Below are 20,697 nucleotides of genomic sequence, written 5' to 3'. Positions count from 1 at the left end.
CATGACTGACACGAAATTCAAAGACCGGCTCGATGCGCTGGCGCAGTGGTACGTCACGCTGACACGACAGAGCGTGCGCCATATCGGCCAGTTCTATGCGCCTGAAGTGCATTTCAAGGATCCGTTCAACGATATTCGCAGCATCGCTGCGATGATCGCCGTGTACGAACACATGTTCGACACGACTGACAATCCGCATTTCATCATCCACGACCGTATTGTCGACGGTGATCAGGCCTTCATCACCTGGGTGTTCGAGTTCAGACTCAAGGGCAAGCACTACAGCATCGCCGGCGGCACGCATCTGAAGTTCAACGGCGAAGGCCTGGTCGTGCTGCATCGAGACTACTGGGATGCAGCGGAAGAACTGTTCCAGAAATTGCCGGTGATCGGCGCACTGATACGCTGGCTGCGCAGATTGTTCGAGACCAGGATCGACCTCACGGCAGGCCGCGGATGATGTCGTAGTTCTTGTCCAGCACGGGCACGAATTCCTGGGCGCGCAGGTTGTTCAGCGTCGCCTGCAGGTTGCTGCTCTTCTTGTTGAAGAAAACGGCACGGATTTTCTTCCGGATGTCGTCGCACAGCTGGCCGCGATACACGAAGGGATCGAACGGAATCGGGGCCGATTTCCACAGCACGCGCAGGTCCGCGCGTTTGACCTTGCCGGCGGCGATCAGCGCGCCGAGATTGGCGCTGGCGACGAAGGCAGCGTCGACTTCCTGGCTGAGCACGGCGCTGACCGATTGCTCATGATTGCCGGAGTAGCCGATGCGCGAAAAATACTTGTCCAGCGTGGTGCCCAACTGACGTGCAAACACATGCAGCGGAATCAACGCACCCGAGGTGCTTTCAGGATCCGCCAATGCCAGCCGCTTGCCCTTCAATCCCGAAATCGACGTCACCGGGCCGTGCTGGCGCACGATCAGCAGCGAGTAATATGCCGCCGTATTGCCGTCGCTGAATGCATCGGCCATATTCATCAAGGTCGCGAATGGCGTGATCTGCGGATCACTCTTGTGCGCCGAGACATAAGTCGCCGGTCCCAGCCGGGCGACGTCGACGGCGCCGGCCAGCAAGCCTTCATTGACGGCGCCGTAGGAGGCGGGCGTAATCGCCTCGACCGGAATGCCGAGCGATTTCTCCAGATCATTGAACAGCGGCTTCAAGGCAGCGCCATCGTCTTGCAATTCACCTTGCGGCACAAACGAGAAGCGCAGCCGCGCCGGTCGCTCGCATTGCGCGGCATCGGCCGGCAGGCTGTTGAGCGTCAGGATCAGCAACACGATCAGCACTGACAGCGGAAACAAGGGGAGCAACGGCAGCGCCACGCCGCCGCGCAGCGTATGCGGAATTTTCCGGACGGCCTGCGCCAGCGTCAGCAATGCATTCAGTGTATTCATAGCGGATCGAATCTCCCTTTTTGCAATACCGGCTCGATCTGTTCCGCCGATACCGGTCGTTGCAGGTAAAAGCCCTGGACCTCGTCGCAGCCGATCACCTTCAGATGCATCAGCTGCTCTTTGCTTTCCACGCCTTCGGCGATGACCTTGAGGCCGAGGTTGCGCGCCAGCGAGACGGTCGAAGCGACGATCATGGCGTCGCTGTTGTCGTTACGGATGTCGCGGATGAAGGAACGGTCGATCTTGAGCGCATAGACCGGCAGCGTCTTGATGTGGCTCAGGCCGGCGTAGCCGGTGCCGTAATCGTCGAGCGAAATGCGGAGGCCTTCCGCGCGCAGTTTTTCCAGCACATCCTTGGCGCTGTCGATGTCGTCGATGAAGCAGCTTTCGGTGACTTCGATCTCCAGCAGGAAGGGCGGCAGCTTGTATTTTTTCAGCGCATCGAGGATGGTTTCCAGCAACTGCGCATCCTGCAATTGCTTGACCGAGACGTTGATGGCGACCGGCACCACCTTGAGGCCGCGCTTCTTCCAGTCGGCGAGTTGGCGGCAGACCGCCTTGATCACCCAATGTCCCAGCGGGATGATGAGATCGTGATCTTCGGCCAGCGCAATGAAGTCGTTGGGGAAGATCAGTCCGTGCTCGGGATGTTCCCAGCGGATCAGCGCCTCCATGCCGACGATGTCGAAATCATGCATCTCCACCTTGGGCTGGTAGTGCAGGCAGAACTCGTCGTTCTTGAGCGCCTGGCGGAAGCGGGCCAGCAACTCGAGACCGCGTGCGGCCGACGCATTGAGCGAGGCGTCATAGAAACGATAGACGCCGCTGCCGGCCTTCTTGGCGGTGTACATGGCGGCGTCGGCGCTGGTCAGCAGCTGGTCGACGCTCTGGCCGTCGCGCGGGTACAGCGCAATGCCGATGCTGGTGGTGGTCAGCACCTCATGGCCCTCGAGGTCGGCGTAGGGCGCGCTGATGGCGGCGATCAGTTCGCGGGCGATCTGGGCGACGCGTTCTTCCGCGGCGATCTCGGACACCAGCACCACGAATTCATCCCCGCCCAGCCGCGCCACCAGGTCGTATTCGCGCAATACTGCGCGCAGGCGTGTGGCAACGGTCTGCAGCAAGGCGTCGCCGACGGCATGGCCGAGCGTGTCGTTGATGACCTTGAACTTGTCGAGGTCAAGGAAGAACAGCGCGTACAACTTGCGGCTGCGGCGCGCGCGCGACAGTTCGGTGGCGGCGATTTCGTGGAACAGCATGCGGTTGGGGATGCCGGTCAGGTAGTCGTGCGAAGCCAGTTGATAGGCGCGTGATTTTTCCTGTTCCAGCTGGTCGATCAGGCCGCTCTTTTCGCGCTCCGAGTACAGCAGCTTTTCGTACAGGCGTTTGCGCCGGTGCGCGATGTTGATCAGTCCGTAGCAGAACAGCAGCACGATGACGGAGATGATGACCGCCTGGTAGCGGTATTGGCGATGCGGCGGCGCCAGCTTGCCGAGCACGAAGTCGGGATCGCGGCTGACGATGACGGCCAGCGGATAGCGATCGAGTTTGCGCTGCACGCCGATCTGCTGTTCTTGCTCGCCCGGACGCACCGCGCGGATCTCGCCGTCGGCCTTGTTGTCGACCAGGAACAGCGCATAGTCTTCACCGGCGAAATTGCTGCCTCCCGAAAGCGTGCTGCCGCTCAATTCGGCCAGCTGGAAGCCGGTGGCGTTGAGGATCTCGATGCGGCTGCCGCTGCCGACGCTGACGTCCTTGTAGGTCTTGAGAAAGTAACCAAGGTCGAGGATCGCGGTGAAGAAGCCCTGCAATTCGTTGTTCTTGCTCTTCAGGGGGATCAGCAAGGGCACGCGCCAGGTATAGCCATCCTTTTTCAGCGGCGGGCTGATGATCATGCCGCCCTGGCGTTGCGAGTACATCAGCGACGATACGTAAGCGGCGTTGATCAGCTGGGAAAATTCGGGCTCTTCTTTTTGTCTTGCCGAGGAATACACCAGCCTGGCGTTGGCGTCGAAGATGGCCACGCGCAGATACGCCGAGTCGCCCAGGAACAGCGGCGAGAGATAGCTGGAGGCATGCGGGTCGCCGTCCAGCACCGACTGGCCGATGCGGGAATAGAGCAGCGCCTTGCTGAGGACTTCCTCGAGATTGGAAGAGATGATGGCAGCGACGTTCCTGCTGTCGGCCAGCGAACTTTCAACTGCCAGCGACTTTTCATTGCGGATGCGCGTGAAGGTGATAGACCAGATCACCATCAGCAGGAAGCAGGACAGCAGCAGATAAACCGTCGACAGCCCCCGGCCGTCTTGAAAGGCCGAGCTCAGCCAAGCCGGCCGCTTCGATAATCGTAAGCGCGGTAACCGCAATTTGTTGCCTCAATATGGAATGCCTTTGCGTGGTCGCAAAAGTGCCTTCGAGAGAGTAAGCGGCAAATGTGTCGAATTGATGACAAGGCCGCACGATTGTGAGACAAGGCCGCACAATCTTGCGCAGCGTGCGGGGAAGAAACAGAAGAAGGCCGCGCGCCGGAACGAAGCTGAACGTTCCGGCGCGGCTGAGGTGATGCCTGAAGACGCTTAATACACGCCGCGCGTCTTGAACGGCTGGTATTGATAGAGCCAGGTTTCCGACAGCGTCTGGTTCTTATGGCGCAGGTACAGGCGCAGGTCGACCGGATCGTCTCCGTCGACGGTGAGGTCGAACTGCGCACGCCAGTGGCCGGCCACGCCATTCGGCACGGCTTCCGTGAAGACATACGAGAAGCTGCCGCGCGAGGACGACAGCACCGCCTCGGGCAATTCGCCGAAGGCCAGTTTCTCCAGCGGCGCGCCCTTGAATTCGACCATGAACTTGCGCACGTTTTGCGGACGCGCCTGGCCCGGCTGGCCGCCGTTGCCGAGGCGCGTGGCGACGCAGCGCGCCAGCGGCGACGGGAACGGTTCATCCTTCAGCCAGTGCAGGCGGTAGCGCAGACGATAGCTGCTGCCGGCGGCGGCTTTGGCTTTCGGCACCCACATCGCGACGATGTTGTCGTGGATCTCATCATCAGTCGGGATTTCGATCAGTTGCACCGAGCCTTCACCCCAGCCATCCAGCGGTTCCACCCACAAACTCGGACGGCGCTCGTAATGCACGCCGTCCTGGTAGTGGTCGAAGTTGCGGTCGCGCTGCAACAGGCCGAAGCCGCGCGGATTGTTGTCGCCGAACGCCGAGGCCGTGATGCGCGCCGGGTTGTTGAGCGGACGCCAGATGTGTTCGCCGTTGCCGTTCCAGATCGCCAGGCCGTCGGAGTCGTGCACCTCCGGACGCCAGTCGGCGCCGGTGCCTTTGACGGCTTCGGAATACCACAGCATCGAGGTCGCCGGTGCGATGCCGAGACGTCCCACGTCCTGGCGCAGGAACAGTGCGCAGTCGACGTCCATGACCACATCGGCGCCGCGGCGCATGATGAACTTGTAGGCGCCGACGATGCTGGGGCCGTCAAGCACGGCGTACACCACGACGGTGTCGCTCTTGTCGGCCGGCGTTTCGAAATAGAAGTGCGTGAAGTTGGGAAATTCTTCCGGCTTGCCGGCCTGGGCGACGTCGATGGCGATGCCGCGCGCCGACAGGCCGTATTGATACAGGTCGCCGATGGCGCGAAAGTAGGAGGCGCCGAGGAAGGCGACCCAGTCATTCTTGCGCCAGTCGAGCTTGGCCTGGTCGCCGCTGCGGCTTTCCTGGAAGCGGAAGCCGGCAAAGCCGCTGCCGCGCGGCAGCTTGCGCGCCGGGCTGTCGGCCGGCATGTCGAAGTAGCTTTCGTCGTAGAGGATTTCGCGGGCCCTGGCGTTGCTTCCGGCACCTTCCAGCGTGTACATGTGCACCGGCGCCTGGAAGAAGCGGCCGAGATGGAAGAAGGTCACCGGAAATTGTCCCGGACCGTTGGCGAACAGCGAGGCATCGGTATTGAATTTGATCTTGCCGTGCGCCTCGTAGTCGATCTTGTCGAGGATATCGGCCGGCGGTTTGTTCTGCGGCTTGTAGGGCGACTGTGCGGCCGTGCGCGCTTGCGCAATCAGCGCGTCGAACGAGAAGGGCGCGGGGTTGCCGAGCTTGATGCGATTGGCGGCGAGCGCTTCGGGAGGAATGCCGAGGGCGGCGAGAGCGGCGGTCGCGGTGGCAGAGCTCAGGAAGGTGCGTCGATTGATCATGGGCAATAGATGTCGAATGAATAATGCTGCATGCAAGCAGCAAAAGGTTGGTCGGGGGTGCAGCGCGAAACATGAAGGCGATGGACCGCATCATGGAATTCGATGAACGAAGACGCTGCTGCAAAGACGGAAATCCTAGCATGACGGCGGTGCTCGCGTGGGAGCCTGGCGCCCGGATCATCATGCTTGCCAAGAGGCTACTTGATAAAGAGTCTCATGCCGGGGCTTGGTTCCTGCTTCTTTGTGTATTTTCTATGGACGCGTAAAAATTAATTGAGTAAAATTCGCGGGTCATTGGGGAGTAGTCGCCTTCCGCCCTGAGGAGGGGCTTATGTCAACATACTTGGTCCACACGACCATGGCATAAGCGGTCCTAAAACCTTTCCATGCTCTTGCTGCGAGACCATTATCCAGCGCCGTGCGGTGCTCGGAATCCTCGTGTACTTCAGTACACTCCGGTTCCTCCGCTCCGGCCGTCACTGGCTACTGGCCTCTGGCGACAGATCATGAAAAGGTGTCGCTTGACAAGACCTTTGACCACGTTGCCTCCGGAATGGCCGGGGAGAGGCGTGGTCAATCGTTTTTTGTCCGGCCATGGAGACCCCAATTGGATGCATTTCTCATTTCTACCGGCGTAGTCGCTTTAGCTGAAATCGGCGACAAGACGCAACTGCTGGCCTTTATCCTCGCTGCAAAATTCCGCAAACCGATTCCCATCATCCTGGGCGTTCTGGTGGCGACCATTGCCAATCACGCCTTTGCCGGCGCGCTCGGTGCATGGATCACGTCGCTGGTCTCGCCCGAAACCATGCGTTGGGTGCTGGGCGTGTCCTTCATCGGCATGGCGATCTGGACGCTGATTCCCGACAAGTTTGACGAGAGCGAAGCCAAATTCGCGCGCTTCGGCGTGTTCGGCACCACCGTGATTGCTTTCTTCCTCGCCGAGATGGGCGACAAGACGCAGGTGGCGACGGTGGCGCTGGCGGCGCAGTACCACGCCTTCATTCCGGTGGTGGCCGGCACCACGTTGGGCATGATGATCGCCAATGTGCCGGCGGTGTTGCTGGGCGACCGTATCGCCGGCAAGATTCCGGTGCGCATCGTGCACAGCATTGCGGCGCTGATCTTTGCGCTCATCGGTGTGGCGACGCTGCTGGGCGCCGGCAAATCGCTGGGATTCTGATGCCCGGCGCAACTCTTCGCGCACAATAAAAAACGGCCCGCAATGCGGGCCGTTTTTCTTGCTGCGCCAGATAGTGATCAATACGTGTAGAAGATCTTCTGGATTGCTTTGGTGTCGCTGGTCTTGGTCAGCGCCAGCATCAGCAGGATGCGGGCTTTCTGTGCGTTCAGCGTGTCGGAGACGACGAAGTCCAGCTTGTCGTCATCCGCTTCGCCGTTGCGCGCCACGATGCCTTGGCCGACGCGGCTGGCGCGAACGATGACAACGCCTTTCTTGCGCGCTTCGCTCAGCGATGGCGCCACCATGTTGTTCAGGCTGCCGTCACCCACACCGGCGTGGATGATGCCCTTGGCGCCCGCGGCGACGAAGGCGTTCAGCGCGATCGGGTTCATGTTGGCGTAGCCGTAGACGATGTCGACTTGCGGCAGCACATCCAGCTTCGAGATGTCGAATTCGGAATCAACAGTGTGCTTGCGGGTCGACTGGCGATAGAAGAACGGCTTGCTGCCCTGGATGTAACCGAGGAAGCCAAGTTCAGGCGTCTTGAAGGTGTCCAGTGTCGATGTGTTGGTCTTGGTGACTTCGCGCGCAGCATTGATTTGATCGTTCAGTGTGACCAATACGCCCTTGCCGATGGCTTCCTGGCTGCCTGCAAGCAAGACGGCGTTATACAGGTTGATCGGGCCGTCGGCGCTGATCGCTGTCGATGGACGCATCGAGCCGACGATCACCACCGGCTTCTTGCTGTGCACGGTCAGGTCGAGGAAGTAGGCGGTCTCTTCGATGGTGTCGGTGCCGTGCGTGATCACGATGCCGTCAACGTCGCTTTGCGCCAGCAGCGTGTTCACGCGCTTGGACAGCTTCAGCCAATAATCGTTGTTCATGTTTTCGCTGGCGATCTGGAACACTTGCTCGCCCTTGACGTTGGCGACTTTCTTCAGCTCAGGTACGGCATCGATGAGCGCTTCAACGCCGATTTTTGCTGCGGTATAGCCGACGGTGGTGGTGCTCGATGCGCCGGTGCCGGCGATGGTGCCGCCGGTTGCCAGGATCATGACGTTGGGAAGTTTTTGCGCGTGCGCGATGGAGACCAGGGCGGCACAAGCCAGGATCAGAAACTGGCCGAATATTTTTTTGGAATGCATGTCGTTCCTCTTGATGAAAGTATGTTTTTTAGTCTCTTCCCCAATGCATCCCGGCGCGAGCAGATGAACGCCGGAGCTTGCCCTTGTGAGGCGCGGAGAGCAGCCAAGATAGCACTCATTGGGGCTTCTTAGAAGATATCCGCAACGATTTGGAGAAGTATTTTTATGAGGGAATCGAGGTGTCGATTTTCTGCCCGCAAGGGGTGCGCAGGATGCGCTTTTTGAGGGCGTGAGCAGCCCTCTTTTGCACTCTAATCGAACGTCTGTAGAGGCTCATCCGCATACTGAAAGGAATGCGAAAAGTCATCCAGCGCCTTGGGTGAATACTTTGAATTTTTCGTTCATCTGATTTTTGCTAATTGCAAAAATCGACACCTGAAATGTCTGATTTTATTCAACAATCGCCCTCAGCGGGAAAATGAAAGCAAGGGCGTTGTGAGGCGCGGTCAGTTTCCGGAATTCAGTTGGCCTTTTTGTTTATATAGGTACAATGAAATTGAACGTTGCCGTGATGAATCCTTGTTGAATTCATACCGAACCGCGGCGACGAATCGCGAACCTGCGAACTCGTGAATCCGTGAACCGGAATTGATTGGAGCCAAGTTGTTGACCGAAAAATTTACCGATCCGCAAGCGGCGGTCGATCGTGTGATCGAAATCTATGAGAGCAACACCGCCATCCTGCGTGACGCCTTCAAGCTGTTTGCCAAAGGCGAAGTGCTGCAGGACCGGGTGCGAGCGTGCTATCCGTTCGTGCGCATCACCACGGACAAGGTGACCCATACCGATACGCGCCAGTCGTTCGGCTTCGTCGCGGGCCCCGGCACCTATCAAACCACGCTGACGCGTCCGACGCTGTTCAAGAATTATCTGCTGAGCCAGTTCACGCTGCTGCTGCAGAATCATCAGGAGCCACTCGAGGTCGGCGTCAGCGACTTGCCGATCCCGGTGCACTTCGCCTTCGCCGAAGGCATCCACGTCGAAGGCGATCTCGATCCGGATCACCTGCGCCTGTTGCCGGATGTGTTCGATTTGCCGGACCTGGCCGAAATGGATGACCGCATCGTCAACGGCACCTACGAAGTCGACAACGGCGGCTGGCGCGACGGCGTGCATCCGCTGGCGCTGTTCACCGGGCCGCGCATCGACTATTCGCTGCATCGCCTGCGCCATTACACTGCCACCGCGCCTCAGCATTTCCAGCGTTACGTGCTGTTCACCAATTACGCGTTTTATGTCGATGAGTTCGTGCGCATGGGCCGCGAACTGATGCAGGCCACGGACGATCCGGAACTGCGCACCTATCGCCAGCAATACACCGCCTTCGTCGAGCCCGGCAACGTCACCACGCCCAACGCCAACGTCGAGGGCATGAAGGGCGTGGCCGGTTCCGGCACCGCGCCGGTACGCCAGCCGCAAATGCCGGCCTACCATCTGCAGCGCTCCGACGGCTCCGGCATCACGCTGGTCAACATCGGCGTCGGACCTTCCAACGCCAAGACCATCACGGACCACATCGCCGTGCTGCGTCCGCACGGCTGGATCATGCTCGGCCATTGCGCTGGCCTGTCGTCGTCGCAACGCATGGGCGACTATGTGCTGGCGCATGCCTACGTGCGCGACGACCACGTGCTCGATGACGACCTGCCGCTGTGGGTGCCGATCCCGGCATTGGCGGAAGTGCAACTGGCCCTGCAGGATGCTGTGGCGAGCATCACGCAACTGGAAGGTTACGAGCTCAAACGCATCATGCGCACCGGCACAGTGGCCTCGGTCGACGACCGCAACTGGGAGTTGCGCGACCATCGCACGCCTTTGCTGCGCTTCAGCCAGAGCCGCGCGATTGCTCTCGACATGGAAAGCGCGACGGTGGCGGCCAACGGTTTCCGCTTCCGCGTGCCTTACGGCACCTTGCTGTGCGTGTCGGACAAGCCGCTGCACGGCGAGATCAAGTTGCCCGGCATGGCGAATCGTTTCTACGAGCAGCGCGTGGCGCAGCATCTGAAGATCGGCATCCGCGCACTGGAATTGCTGCGCAACCATGGCGTCGAGCAGCTGCACAGCCGCAAGCTGCGCAGTTTCGGCGAGCCGGCGTTCCGTTGATTCGCTGATTCACACGCAAAGAAAGCGCCGGTGCGAGAGATCGCACCGGCGCTTTTTTCTTTTTTGCATATGTCGTTCTTTAGTTCTTTATGCCGCTGCGTACTTGCCGGGGCGACCGCGTGCGGCAAGCCAGCCATACAGTCCGGCGCCGGCCAGCAGCGTGGCAGCCGCGATCGATAGCGACGGCGTGAAGGAACCGCTGACGTGGACCAGTTTGGTCGCCAGCGGCGGCCCGACGATTTGTCCGATGCCGTAAGAGGCGGTCATCAGGCCCATCAATCCGGGCGCGTGGTGGCTGCGCAGGCGGCGCGCTTCGCGCATGGCGAACAGCGTGATGGCGGTGAACGGCAGTCCCAGCAGGATGCTGCCCAGCGCGAAGCCGAATTCGTTGGGCAGGATCGCGCTGATGATGACGCCGATCGCTTGCATGACATAACTGATTGCCAGCAGCAGGCGCTGGTCAGCATGCACCGGGATGCGTGTTGCGCCCAGCGCACCGAGCGCTACGCACAGTCCGAACAGCGGCCAGAAGAAATCGGGCCAGAACGAGCCGGGCAATGCCTGGCGCGCAATCACCGGCAAGAAGGTCGCGGTGATGATGTAGCCGAAGCCGGCCAGGCCGTAAGCCAGCACCTGCCAGCGGACTTCGCGCGTTACGACGGCCGGCTCGGTGTACTCCTGAGCGGCTGCGGCACCGGCGCGCAGGTCAACTTCTCCACGGAAGGTTTTCCACACCAGCAGCGTCAACAACGCCGCCATCACGCCGAATGCCAGCCATCCCGCCGCTGCATGCCAGCCGCCGGCCACCATGGCGCTGCTCGACAGGCCGGTCAGCATGATGCCCAGGCCGGGACCGGAATAGATGATTCCTCCCAAAGCCGGAAATTGCAATTGCGCCAGTCGCTGCAGGCACCAGCCGGAGCTGTAGACGAACACCAATGCGCTGGCCATGCCCGACAACAGGCGCAGCAGCAGCCACAGGCCTGGAGAATGGAAGGCACCCATCCCCGCCGTCAGCAGTACCGTCGCGAGCAGTCCGGCGCGGATCGTGCGCGTGGGCGGCAGGCCGCGCCAGAACGCGCACAGCAGGGCGCCGATAAAGTAGCCGAGGTAATTCGACGTCGCCAGCCAGCCGCCGCTATTGAGGTCGATGGTCTGGTCGTGCAGCATCATCGGCAGCAGCGGCGTGAAGGCAAAGCGGCCGATGCCCATCGCGACCGACAGCGCGATCAGGCCGGAAAGGGCGATGCGCAAGGCGGTCTTGCGGTTGGCTTGCGTGTCCTGGATATGCTGAGTAGTCATGTCTTCCCGTGGTGATGCCGGTCGGCGAGGGTTGTAAGCTTGAGATGCTGCCTGCCGCGGCATGTCTGTTATTGCGCGAATATTGCTGATGGCGTCATGGTAGCTTGTCTTTATCATCCTAAAAAATGAATAATAAGAATGGATTCATCTGTTTTAGGGATGTTTGATGAAAATTATTGCAACAAGGCTGGCGGCGTACGCGCCATCCACGGGAGAACAGCATGGAAATTGCCGCACTTGAAATTTTTCGCGCCGTGGTCAGCGAAGGAGGCATCACGCGCGCCGCCGAGCGCCTGCATCGCGTGCAATCGAACGTCACCACGCGCATCCGCCAGCTGGAGGAGTCGGTCGGCGTCCCGCTGTTCATCCGCGATCGCAAGCGGCTCTTGCTGACGCCGGCCGGTGAGATCTTGCTCGATTATTCCGAGCGCATCCTCGGCCTGGTGCAGGAGGCGCGCCAGGCGGTGTTGCCGCAAGGGCCGCGCGGCCGGTTGCGTGTGGGGGCGATGGAAAGCACTGCGGCGAGTCGTTTGCCGGGTCCGCTGGCGGCATTTCACCAGCGCTGGCCCGAGGTGCAGCTGGAACTGACCACGGCCGCCTCGCAGATGCTGATCGACCAGGTGCGCGCTTTCAAGTTGGACGCCGCCTTGGTGGCCGGGCCGATTGATGACGATGTCTTTGTGGCAACGCCGCTGTATCAGGAAGAGCTGGTGATCGTGGTGCCGCGCGGGCATGCACGGGTGAAGAGCCCTGATGACCTCACCGTCGAGACGTTGATTGTGTTCGAGCAAGGTTGCGCCTATCGCAAGCGCGCCGAACACTGGTACGCGTCCGGGTCGATCAAGGGGCGTCGGCCTGCGCGTTTGCTTGAACTGGGGTCGTATCACGCGATGCTGGCATGTGTCGCGGCCGGCGCCGGGATCGCGTTTGTTCCGCGAACGATATTAAATATGCATGGACAACAGAATTTTTCGACCTATTCTTTAGGCAAGGATGGGCGCATCACCACGTATCTGATTTGTCGACATGATCAACAGACAACGGTTTACGATGCCTTGCGAATCTTGTTGCTGACTGAGTCCTGACGCTTCGCTGTGCGTCGCTGAACCCCAGGTCGGGTCAGCGTAACAATTTGTAAAAAACGCTGCGCTCAGGCAATGCTTTTTTTATAGTCTGGTTTCCCCCTCCATTCTCTCCCCCGAGAATGGGATTTACCCCGCGAGCCGCAAGGCGCGTGGGGTTTTTTCTTTGTGCGTCGTTATTTTTCTTGTGGGATGATCAGGCTCTCGCGGGCGGCGGACTGGATCGCCAACACGGCGGGATGCGTCAGGCGCCGCTCCACCGAAATCGCGTAGAACTGTTCCGTGATCTGTTCGGTCTGGCCGATCTGCACCACGCCGAGTTGCTGCTTCAGTTGCGCGGCGACCGCCGAGGGTGCGGCAAAGATGCCGGTGCCGGCTTCGCCGAACGCGTTGAGCAAAGCGCCGTCATCGAACTCGCCGGCAATCTGCGGACGTATCTTTTCCTTCTCGAACCAGCGCAGCAATCTGGGCCGCACTGCAGCGTCTTCACCTGGCATCAGGAAGGGAGCGCCATCCAGACTCTGCGGGAAATTCTTCTTGTGCACTTTGGCCAGCGCAGGCGTGGCGAAAAAGCTGGTGCTGCATTCGCCCAGCAAGTGGCTATAGCCACGCACGTCAATGTTGCCCGGCATCGGGCTGTCCGCGATGACGATGTCGAGCCGATGGATGGCGAGGTCGCCGAGCAGGTTATTGAGCTTGCCTTCGCGGCAGACGATGCGCACCGGATCTTCCAGCTTCAATGCAGTTTCCAGCAACAGGTAGGCGATGGTCTTGGGCACGGCATCGGCGACCCCGACACGGAACTGCAACGGTCTGCCGCCGGGGCGAAAGCGCATCACTTCCTCGAGTTCTTCTCCGAGGGTGAAAATCTGGTCGGCATACGCAAACACGGTACGGCCGGCGTCGTTGAGTTCCAGCTTGCGGCCGACGCGGTTGAACAGTTTATAGCCGAGCGTCTCCTCGAACAGCGTGATCTGCCCGCTGATGGTCTGCGCGGTGAGATGGAGGCGCTCGCCGGCGCGGGCGATGCCGCCGGTCTTGGCGACGGTCCAGAAGTAGTGCAGATGTTTGTAATTGAGCGCGGCCATGGTCTTTTCAATACATCGGTTTTTACGAAGAGAATGAAAAGTATATTCGAATTTTCAAGAGTATTGGATTTGGCTAAAGTGGCACCTGTCTATTGCACAGCCATGGAGGCCAACATGAAATGTCCCGTTTGCACTACCGTCAATCTGAGCATGAGCGATCGTCAGGGCGTGGAGATCGATTACTGCCAGCAATGCCGCGGCGTCTGGCTCGATCGCGGCGAGCTCGACAAGTTGATCGAACGCGCGCAGGCCGTGGCGCCGCAAGCGGCCGTGCGCGCTCCGGCACCGCCGCAGCAGCAATATGCGCCGCAGCAGCCAGCATCGCAACAGCGCGGTTACGACGACCGCTTCGGCCACGGCCGCGAGTACAAGGATCATTCGGATTACCGCTCGCGCAAGAAGAAAGGTTTTCTGGGCGAGATCTTCGATTTCGACTGATGTAGTAGCGAACATATAACCAAAGGGGCAATACCGTGAACGGTGTAGAAAGTTTTGCAAGTCCGCTGATGTGGGGCGGCTTTATCGTATTCGTGCTCGGCATGCTGGCATTCGACATGCTGGTGCTGGGCGGCCGCCATGCGCACAAGGTGACCGTCAAGGAAGCGCTGGGCTGGTCGGTGGCGTGGGTGATGCTGGCGTTATTGTTCAGCGGCCTGCTCTGGTGGTACCTGGATCACAGCATCGGGCGTGAATTCGCGAACCAGAAGAGCCTGGAATTCCTGTCCGGCTACCTGATCGAGAAGTCGCTGTCGGTGGATAACATCTTCGTGTTCCTGGTGATCTTCGGCTACTTTGCGGTGCCGGCGGAAATGCAGCGGCGCGTGTTGTTGTACGGCGTGGTGGGTGCCATCATCATGCGTGCCGTGATGATTTTGCTGGGCGCATGGCTGATCGCGCAGTTCAGCTGGATCATGTACCTGTTCGGCGCGTTCCTGATCGTGACGGGCATCAAGATGCTGATCTTCGCGGACAAGGAGAGCGACCTCAACGACAACCCGCTGTTGAAATTCCTGCGCAAGCACATGCGCATCAGCAACGAGTACGACGGCGAGAAGTTCTTCACCATGCGCAACGGCGTGCGCTATTTCACGCCGCTGATGCTGGTGCTGATCCTGATCGAAGTGACGGACCTGGTTTTCGCGGTCGACAGCATCCCGGCGATTTTCGCGATCACCACCGATCCGTTCATCGTGTTCACGTCGAACATGTTTGCGATCATGGGTTTGCGGGCGCTGTACTTCCTGCTGGCTGACGTGGCGGACCGTTTCCACTACCTCAAGTACGGTCTGGCGCTGGTGCTGGTGTTCGTGGGCGGCAAGATGCTGCTGGCGTACTGGTTCCACATTCCGGTGATGATTTCACTGCTGGTGGTTGCTGCTATCCTGCTGGCATCGGTGCTGATCAGTCTGTTGTTGTCCAAAAAGAAAGTGCCGGCCTGATACCCGTTGGATCCGTAAAGGCTGAATAAATAGGGTCGGAGTGATTTACAATCGTGAATCGCTCCGGCCCTTTTCTTTTGATTTTTCATTCCTTTTCCTATGGCTCGTCTGCCCCGCCTGGTTGTTCCGCATCAGCCTCATCACATCATCCAGCGCGGCCACGACGGCCAGGTCGTATTTCGCGATGCTGCCGACCATGCCGCTTTCCTCGACTGGCTCAAGGAAGGGTCCAAACGCTTCAAGGTCGCCATCCATGCTTACGTCCTGATGCCTGACCACGTGCATTTGCTCGCCACGCCGGCCGATACCGACGGGCTGGCACGAATGATGCAGTGGGTAGGGCGGTATTACGTGCCCTACATCAACCAGAAATATCAGCGCAGCGGCACTCTATGGCAGGGACGCTACAAGGCGACGGTGCTGGATGCGGAGCGCTACCTGCTACTGTGCAGTCGCTACATCGAGCTCAATCCGGTGCGCAACGGCCTGGTCGGCAGCGCACTGGATTACCCTTGGTCGAGCTATATGCATCACATTGGCGCAAAGCCGGACCCGTTGATTACCGATCATCGTGTGTATTGGGCGCTGGGTAATACGCCGTTTGACCGCGAAATCGCCTACAAGCTGCAGGCGGAACAGTCGCTGGAGCAGGCCGAGGTCGACGCCATCAGTCAGGCCACACTGAAGGGTTGGGCCCTGGGGGCGGAAGAGTACAAAAGCGGGCTGGAAAAGCAGGTCAGCCGCCGGGTCAGTCCGGCAAAGCGCGGCCGCCCGATGAAGAAAATTGAGGAAATTGCCCCTTCTGAAAGCGATCCAGCGGGAAGGCTGGTGGAGTAAATCTCAATAAATACAAGGAATTAGAGAAGGTAGACGTGATATTTCTTTACTCTGTCCCTAATTAAAAATTATTAAAAATTCCAAGGTTTTTAATTTTACTCTGACCCCTTTTGTTCTTATTGAAGATTTGGGTGCAGTGCACTATCCTTAAACCCTTACTCTCAAAGTGGTGGAGCACCGTTATGCACGCGCAAGGCCTATACGACCCAGCTAATGAACACGACGCCTGTGGTGTCGGTTTTATCGCCCATATCAAGGGCAAGAAAAACCATTCCATCGTTGAGCAAGGCTTGCTCATCCTGAAGAATCTGGACCACCGGGGTGCGGTCGGTGCAGATCCGCTGATGGGCGACGGCGCTGGTATCCTGATCCAGATTCCCGATCAGTACTATCGCGAAGAAATGTCCAAGCAGGGCGTTGAACTGCCGCCGCCTGGCGAATACGGCGTCGGTATGGTGTTCCTGCCAAAGGAAAACGCTTCCCGCATCGCCTGTGAACAGGAAATCGAGCGTTCGGTGCTGGCTGAAGGCCAGGTCGTGCTGGGCTGGCGCGATGTGCCGGTCGACATGGACATGCCGATGTCGCCGACCGTGCGTGAAAAAGAACCGGTCATCCGTCAGATCTTCATCGGCCGCGGTCCGGACATCATGGTCACCGACGCGCTGGAACGCAAACTGTACGTGATCCGCAAGTCGTCCGGTCACGCCATCCAGGCATTGAACCTGATCCACGGCAAGGAATTCTTTGTGCCGTCGATGTCGGCGCGCACCGTGGTCTACAAGGGCCTGCTGCTGGCCAACCAGGTCGGCGTGTATTACAAGGACCTGCAAGATCCGCGCTGCGTGTCCGCGCTGGCGCTGGTGCACCAACGCTTCTCGACCAACACTTTCCCTGAGTGGCCGCTGGCTCACCCGTACCGCCTGATCGCCCACAACGGCGAGATCAACACCGTCAAGGGCAACTTCAACTGGATGCGCGCACGCGAAGGCGTGATGCAGTCGGCCGTGCTGGGCGACGACCTGAAGAAATTGTTCCCGCTGATTTATGAAGGCCAGTCCGACACCGCGTGCTTCGATAACGCCCTGGAACTGTTGCTGATGGCAGGCTATCCGCTGGCGCAAGCCATGATGATGATGGTGCCGGAAGCCTGGGAAAACCACACCCTGATGGACGACAATCGTCGCGCCTTCTATGAATACCACGCTGCGATGATGGAACCATGGGATGGCCCGGCCGCCCTGGCGTTCACCGACGGCCGTCATATCGGCGGCACGCTGGACCGCAACGGTTTGCGTCCGGCGCGTTACATCGTGACCGACGACGACCTGGTGGTGATGGCGTCGGAATCCGGCGTGCTGCCGATTCCTGAATCGAAGATCATCCAGAAATGGCGTCTGCAACCGGGCAAGATGTTCCTGATCGACCTCGACGCCGGCCGCATCATCGACGACAAGGAATTGAAAGACACTTACGCCAACGCCAAACCATACAAGCAATGGATTTCGTCGGTGCGCGTCAAGCTCGACGAACTAAAGGCCGAGCCGTTTGAATCCGGTTCGACCATTCCGCTGCTGGATCGCCAGCAAGTGTTCGGCTACACCCAGGAAGACGTCAAGTTCCTGATGGCACCGATGGCCTCGGCCGGTGAAGAAGCGATCGGTTCGATGGGCAACGACTCGCCGCTGGCCGTCATGTCCAACAAGAACAAGACGCTCTACAACTACTTCAAGCAGCTGTTTGCGCAAGTGACCAACCCGCCGATTGATCCGATCCGCGAAGCCATGGTCATGTCGCTGGTGTCCTTCATCGGCCCGCGTCCGAACCTGCTCGACACCAACAACATCAACCCGCCGATGCGCCTGGAAGTGTCGCAGCCGATTCTGGACTATGCCGACATCGCCAAGCTGCGCAACATCAGCGCGCACACCGGTGGCAAGTTCAAGTCGCACGAACTGAACATCTGCTATCCGGTCGCATGGGGCAAGGAAGGCATCGAAGCACGCCTGGCCTCGCTGTGCGCCAAGGCCGTTGACGCCGTCAAGTCGGGCCACAACATCCTGATCATTTCGGACCGCAAGGTGGACTCCGAGCAAGTCGCAATTCCTGCGCTGCTGGCTACTTCCGCGATTCACTTGCATCTGGTCAGCAAAGGCATGCGTACCTCGACCGGCCTGGTGGTAGACACCGGTTCCGCACGTGAAACGCATCACTTTGCACTGCTGGCAGGCTATGGCGCGGAAGCGATCCACCCCTACCTGGCAATGGACACCCTGACCGAAATGGCCAAGGGTTTGCCAGGCGAGCTGTCGGGCGACAAGGCGATCTACAACTTCCAGAAGGCGATCGGCAAGGGCTTGCTGAAGGTCATGTCGAAGATGGGTATTTCGACCTACATGTCCTACTGCGGCGCGCAGATTTTCGAAGCCATCGGCCTGAACAAGGCGCTGGTGGACAAGTACTTCAAGGGCACTGCATCGAACGTCGAAGGCATCGGCGTGTTCGAAGTCGCCGAAGAAGCGCTGCGTCTGCATCGCGCTGCCTTCAGCACCGATCCGGTGCTGGCCAACGCGCTGGACGCCGGCGGTGAATACGCCTTCCGTATTCGCGGTGAAGAACACATGTGGACGCCGGATGCGATCGCCAAGCTGCAGCACTCGACCCGCGCGAACAACTTTAATTCGTACAAGGAATACGCGCAGATCATCAACGATCAATCCAAGCGCCACATGACCTTGCGCGGCCTGTTCGAATTCAAGATCGATCCGTCGAAGGCGATCTCGATCGATGAAGTCGAGCCAGCCAAGGAAATCGTCAAGCGTTTCGCCACCGGCGCGATGTCGCTGGGTTCGATCTCGACCGAAGCACACGCCACGCTGGCGATTGCGATGAACCGCATCGGCGGCAAGTCCAACACCGGCGAAGGCGGCGAAGACGTCAATCGCTATCGCAACGAACTGAAGGGCATCCCGATCAAGCAAGGCGCGACATTGGCCTCGGAAATCGGCAAGGACGTCATCGAAGTCGACATCCCGCTGCAAGCCGGCGACTCGCTCCGTTCGCGCATCAAGCAGGTGGCATCCGGTCGTTTCGGCGTGTCGGCTGAATATCTGATCTCCGCCGATCAGATCCAGATCAAGATGGCGCAGGGCGCGAAGCCGGGCGAAGGCGGTCAGCTGCCGGGCCACAAGGTTACCGATTACATCGCGACATTGCGCGTGTCGGTGCCGGGCGTTGGCCTGATTTCGCCGCCGCCGCACCATGACATCTATTCGATCGAAGATCTGGCGCAACTGATCCACGATCTGAAGAACGTCAATCCGCGCGCCTCGATCTCGGTCAAGCTGGTGTCGGAAGTCGGTGTCGGCACGGTTGCCGCAGGTGTTGCCAAGGCCAAGTCGGATCACGTCGTGATCGCCGGCCATGACGGCGGCACCGGCGCATCGCCGCTGTCCTCGATCAAGCATGCCGGTTCGCCATGGGAACTCGGCTTGGCCGAAACCCAGCAGACCCTGGTGCTGAACGGTTTGCGCAATCGCATCCGCGTACAGGCCGACGGTCAGATGAAGACCGGTCGCGACGTCGTCATCGGCGCGCTGCTGGGCGCGGACGAATTCGGTTTTGCTACCGCACCGCTGGTGGTCGAAGGCTGCATCATGATGCGCAAATGCCATCTGAACACGTGCCCGGTCGGCGTCGCGACGCAGGATCCTGTCTTGCGCGCCAAGTTCTCCGGCAAGCCTGAACACGTGGTCAACTTCTTCTTCTTCATCGCCGAAGAAGCGCGTCAGATCATGGCGCAACTGGGCATCCGTACCTTCAACGAACTGATCGGCCGTTCCGATCTGCTGGACCGCACCAAGGCCATCCAACACTGGAAGGCGCAAGGTCTGGACTTCAGCAAGATCTTCTATCAACCGGTCAGCGCGACACCGTACTTCCATACCGAAAACCAGGACCACGGTCTGGACAAGGCACTCGATCACAAGCTGATCGCACAAGCCAAGATCGCGCTGGAAAAGGGCGAGAAGGTTTCCTTCATCTCGCCGATCCGCAACCTGAACCGCACTGTCGGCGCCATGTTGTCAGGTGAAGTGGCCAAGCGCTACGGCAACGAAGGCCTGCCGGACGACACCATCCACATCCAGCTGCAAGGCACCGCAGGCCAATCGGCTGGCGCGTTCCTGGCGCACGGTGTGACTCTGGACCTGGTCGGCGAAGGCAACGACTACGTCGGCAAGGGCTTGTCGGGCGGCCGCATCATCGTGCGTCCCAACACCGAGTTCCGCGGCCGTGCGGTCGACAACATGATCTCCGGCAACACCGTACTGTACGGCGCAACCTCCGGCGAGGCATTCATCAACGGCGTGGTCGGCGAGCGTTTCGCGGTGCGTAATTCCGGCGCCATCGCCGTGGTGGAGGGCACCGGCGACCATGGTTGCGAATACATGACCGGCGGCACCGTCGTCGTGCTGGGCGCAACCGGCCGCAACTTCGCAGCGGGTATGTCCGGCGGCATTGCTTACGTCTACGACGAAGCCGGCGACTTCGCAGGCAAATGCAACCTGGCCATGGTCGCATTGGACAAGGTCCTGTCCGACACCGAACAGGAAGCCTCGACCGATCGCGCCATCTGGCACAGCCTGCAACGCGGCGGCAACGGCCAGACCGATGAAGTCATCCTGCGTGGCCTGATCGAACGTCACTTCAAGTACACCGGCAGCACGCGCGCGCGCTACCTGCTGGACAACTGGGCGGCGTCGCGCGGCAAGTTCGTCAAGGTCTTCCCGACCGAGTACAAACGTGCGCTGGGCGAACTCAATGCAGCCAAAGCGGCCCCGAAGGACAAGGTGCCGGCGTAAGCCGCAATCCTCGGTCCTCGGCCAGATCTGAAATAACGCAAGGCCGGCGATTCTGATAACGACAAC

General features: G+C 59.8%; 15 protein-coding genes and 1 riboswitch. Of the genes, 9 read left to right on the top strand and 6 right to left on the bottom strand.

Annotated elements, in window-relative coordinates; genetic code table 11:
• Position 1 precedes the first annotated feature (1 nt).
• Positions 2 to 460: a nuclear transport factor 2 family protein gene (locus ACIROW_RS10760; RefSeq protein WP_402275091.1), complete on the top strand. Its 459-nt coding sequence runs from the start codon at positions 2 to 4 to the stop codon at positions 458 to 460.
• Here the strand turns inward: ACIROW_RS10760 and ACIROW_RS10755 are convergent.
• From ACIROW_RS10755 to ACIROW_RS10745, 3 genes are all read right to left on the bottom strand, one after another.
• The gene (locus ACIROW_RS10755) at positions 441 to 1,403 is read right to left on the bottom strand and encodes a phosphate/phosphite/phosphonate ABC transporter substrate-binding protein (protein ID WP_402275089.1); all 963 of its coding nucleotides are present in this window, start codon (positions 1,401 to 1,403) and stop codon (positions 441 to 443) included. The genes ACIROW_RS10760 and ACIROW_RS10755 overlap by 20 nt on opposite strands.
• Positions 1,400 to 3,658 (bottom strand): EAL domain-containing protein, encoded by a 2,259-nt coding sequence (locus tag ACIROW_RS10750; protein ID WP_402275087.1) that lies wholly within the window; start codon positions 3,656 to 3,658, stop codon positions 1,400 to 1,402. The genes ACIROW_RS10755 and ACIROW_RS10750 overlap by 4 nt, the downstream gene beginning before the upstream one ends.
• Positions 3,659 to 3,979: 321 nt before the next feature.
• Positions 3,980 to 5,593, bottom strand: a complete 1,614-nt coding sequence (locus ACIROW_RS10745) for a glucan biosynthesis protein (RefSeq protein ID WP_402275085.1) — start codon at positions 5,591 to 5,593, stop codon at positions 3,980 to 3,982.
• 92 nt (positions 5,594 to 5,685) lie between these two features.
• Here ACIROW_RS10745 and ACIROW_RS10740 point away from each other — a divergent pair, with 92 nt between their 5' ends.
• The gene (locus ACIROW_RS10740; RefSeq protein WP_402275082.1) at positions 5,686 to 5,859 is read left to right on the top strand and encodes a hypothetical protein; all 174 of its coding nucleotides are present in this window, start codon (positions 5,686 to 5,688) and stop codon (positions 5,857 to 5,859) included.
• An 18-nt stretch (positions 5,860 to 5,877) separates the two neighbouring features.
• A riboswitch (yybP-ykoY riboswitch) is annotated at positions 5,878 to 6,027 on the top strand.
• A gap of 173 nt (positions 6,028 to 6,200) precedes the next feature.
• Entirely contained in the window at positions 6,201 to 6,776 is a 576-nt protein-coding gene (locus ACIROW_RS10735) for a TMEM165/GDT1 family protein (RefSeq protein WP_402275081.1), read from the top strand.
• A gap of 77 nt (positions 6,777 to 6,853) precedes the next feature.
• Here the strand turns inward: ACIROW_RS10735 and ACIROW_RS10730 are convergent, their stop codons facing one another.
• Complete coding sequence (locus ACIROW_RS10730) at positions 6,854 to 7,921, bottom strand: type II asparaginase (RefSeq protein ID WP_116436430.1); 1,068 nt, start codon at positions 7,919 to 7,921, stop codon at positions 6,854 to 6,856.
• Positions 7,922 to 8,524: 603 nt separating this feature from the next.
• Between ACIROW_RS10730 and ACIROW_RS10725 the strand changes: the two genes are divergently transcribed.
• Positions 8,525 to 10,024 carry an AMP nucleosidase gene (locus ACIROW_RS10725; RefSeq protein ID WP_402275078.1) on the top strand — a complete coding sequence of 500 codons (1,500 nt, stop codon included), beginning with the start codon at positions 8,525 to 8,527 and terminating at the stop codon, positions 10,022 to 10,024.
• Positions 10,025 to 10,111: 87 nt separating this feature from the next.
• On the opposite strand, the gene ACIROW_RS10720 is transcribed toward ACIROW_RS10725, so the two are convergent.
• Positions 10,112 to 11,326 (bottom strand): YbfB/YjiJ family MFS transporter, encoded by a 1,215-nt coding sequence (locus ACIROW_RS10720; protein ID WP_402275076.1) that lies wholly within the window; start codon positions 11,324 to 11,326, stop codon positions 10,112 to 10,114.
• A 221-nt stretch (positions 11,327 to 11,547) separates the two neighbouring features.
• Between ACIROW_RS10720 and ACIROW_RS10715 the strand changes: the two genes are divergently transcribed.
• Positions 11,548 to 12,411, top strand: a complete 864-nt coding sequence (locus ACIROW_RS10715; protein ID WP_402275074.1) for a LysR substrate-binding domain-containing protein — start codon at positions 11,548 to 11,550, stop codon at positions 12,409 to 12,411.
• 173 nt (positions 12,412 to 12,584) lie between these two features.
• Here ACIROW_RS10715 and nhaR read toward each other — a convergent pair whose 3' ends face one another.
• Positions 12,585 to 13,496: a transcriptional activator NhaR gene (nhaR, locus tag ACIROW_RS10710; protein WP_402275071.1), complete on the bottom strand. Its 912-nt coding sequence runs from the start codon at positions 13,494 to 13,496 to the stop codon at positions 12,585 to 12,587.
• Between the two features lie 114 nt (positions 13,497 to 13,610).
• Here nhaR and ACIROW_RS10705 point away from each other — a divergent pair, with 114 nt between their 5' ends.
• The 4 genes from ACIROW_RS10705 (at position 13,611) to ACIROW_RS10690 (ending at position 20,631) form a co-directional block, all read left to right on the top strand.
• Complete coding sequence (locus tag ACIROW_RS10705) at positions 13,611 to 13,934, top strand: zf-TFIIB domain-containing protein (RefSeq protein WP_402275068.1); 324 nt, start codon at positions 13,611 to 13,613, stop codon at positions 13,932 to 13,934.
• Positions 13,935 to 13,969: 35 nt separating this feature from the next.
• Positions 13,970 to 14,935 carry a TerC family protein gene (locus ACIROW_RS10700; RefSeq protein ID WP_402275066.1) on the top strand — a complete coding sequence of 322 codons (966 nt, stop codon included), beginning with the start codon at positions 13,970 to 13,972 and terminating at the stop codon, positions 14,933 to 14,935.
• A 99-nt stretch (positions 14,936 to 15,034) separates the two neighbouring features.
• Positions 15,035 to 15,772: a transposase gene (locus ACIROW_RS10695; protein WP_402275065.1), complete on the top strand. Its 738-nt coding sequence runs from the start codon at positions 15,035 to 15,037 to the stop codon at positions 15,770 to 15,772.
• Between the two features lie 182 nt (positions 15,773 to 15,954).
• Positions 15,955 to 20,631 carry a glutamate synthase-related protein gene (locus ACIROW_RS10690; RefSeq protein WP_402275063.1) on the top strand — a complete coding sequence of 1,559 codons (4,677 nt, stop codon included), beginning with the start codon at positions 15,955 to 15,957 and terminating at the stop codon, positions 20,629 to 20,631.
• Positions 20,632 to 20,697: the final 66 nt, after the last annotated feature.

The sequence above is a fragment of the Herbaspirillum sp. NPDC101397 genome (assembly GCF_044767325.1).
Taxonomy (GTDB): Bacteria; Pseudomonadota; Gammaproteobacteria; order Burkholderiales; family Burkholderiaceae_D; genus Herbaspirillum.
The sequence above is the reverse complement of the archived record's forward strand: the minus strand, read 5'-3'. Positions and strand labels throughout refer to the sequence as shown.

What these genes read in the sequence shown, in the direction of transcription:
- ACIROW_RS10745 (WP_402275085.1), bottom strand. Translation starts at nt 5,593, where the DNA reads ATGATCAATCGACGCACCTTCCTGAGCTCTGCCACCGCGACCGCCGCT.
- ACIROW_RS10750 (WP_402275087.1), bottom strand. Translation starts at nt 3,658, where the DNA reads ATGGTGATCTGGTCTATCACCTTCACGCGCATCCGCAATGAAAAGTCG.
- ACIROW_RS10715 (WP_402275074.1), top strand. Translation starts at nt 11,548, where the DNA reads ATGGAAATTGCCGCACTTGAAATTTTTCGCGCCGTGGTCAGCGAAGGA.
- ACIROW_RS10760 (WP_402275091.1), top strand. Translation starts at nt 2, where the DNA reads ATGACTGACACGAAATTCAAAGACCGGCTCGATGCGCTGGCGCAGTGG.
- ACIROW_RS10730 (WP_116436430.1), bottom strand. Translation starts at nt 7,921, where the DNA reads ATGCATTCCAAAAAAATATTCGGCCAGTTTCTGATCCTGGCTTGTGCC.
- ACIROW_RS10705 (WP_402275068.1), top strand. Translation starts at nt 13,611, where the DNA reads ATGAAATGTCCCGTTTGCACTACCGTCAATCTGAGCATGAGCGATCGT.
- ACIROW_RS10695 (WP_402275065.1), top strand. Translation starts at nt 15,035, where the DNA reads ATGGCTCGTCTGCCCCGCCTGGTTGTTCCGCATCAGCCTCATCACATC.
- ACIROW_RS10740 (WP_402275082.1), top strand. Translation starts at nt 5,686, where the DNA reads ATGGAATTCGATGAACGAAGACGCTGCTGCAAAGACGGAAATCCTAGC.
- ACIROW_RS10690 (WP_402275063.1), top strand. Translation starts at nt 15,955, where the DNA reads ATGCACGCGCAAGGCCTATACGACCCAGCTAATGAACACGACGCCTGT.
- ACIROW_RS10720 (WP_402275076.1), bottom strand. Translation starts at nt 11,326, where the DNA reads ATGACTACTCAGCATATCCAGGACACGCAAGCCAACCGCAAGACCGCC.
- ACIROW_RS10755 (WP_402275089.1), bottom strand. Translation starts at nt 1,403, where the DNA reads ATGAATACACTGAATGCATTGCTGACGCTGGCGCAGGCCGTCCGGAAA.
- nhaR (WP_402275071.1), bottom strand. Translation starts at nt 13,496, where the DNA reads ATGGCCGCGCTCAATTACAAACATCTGCACTACTTCTGGACCGTCGCC.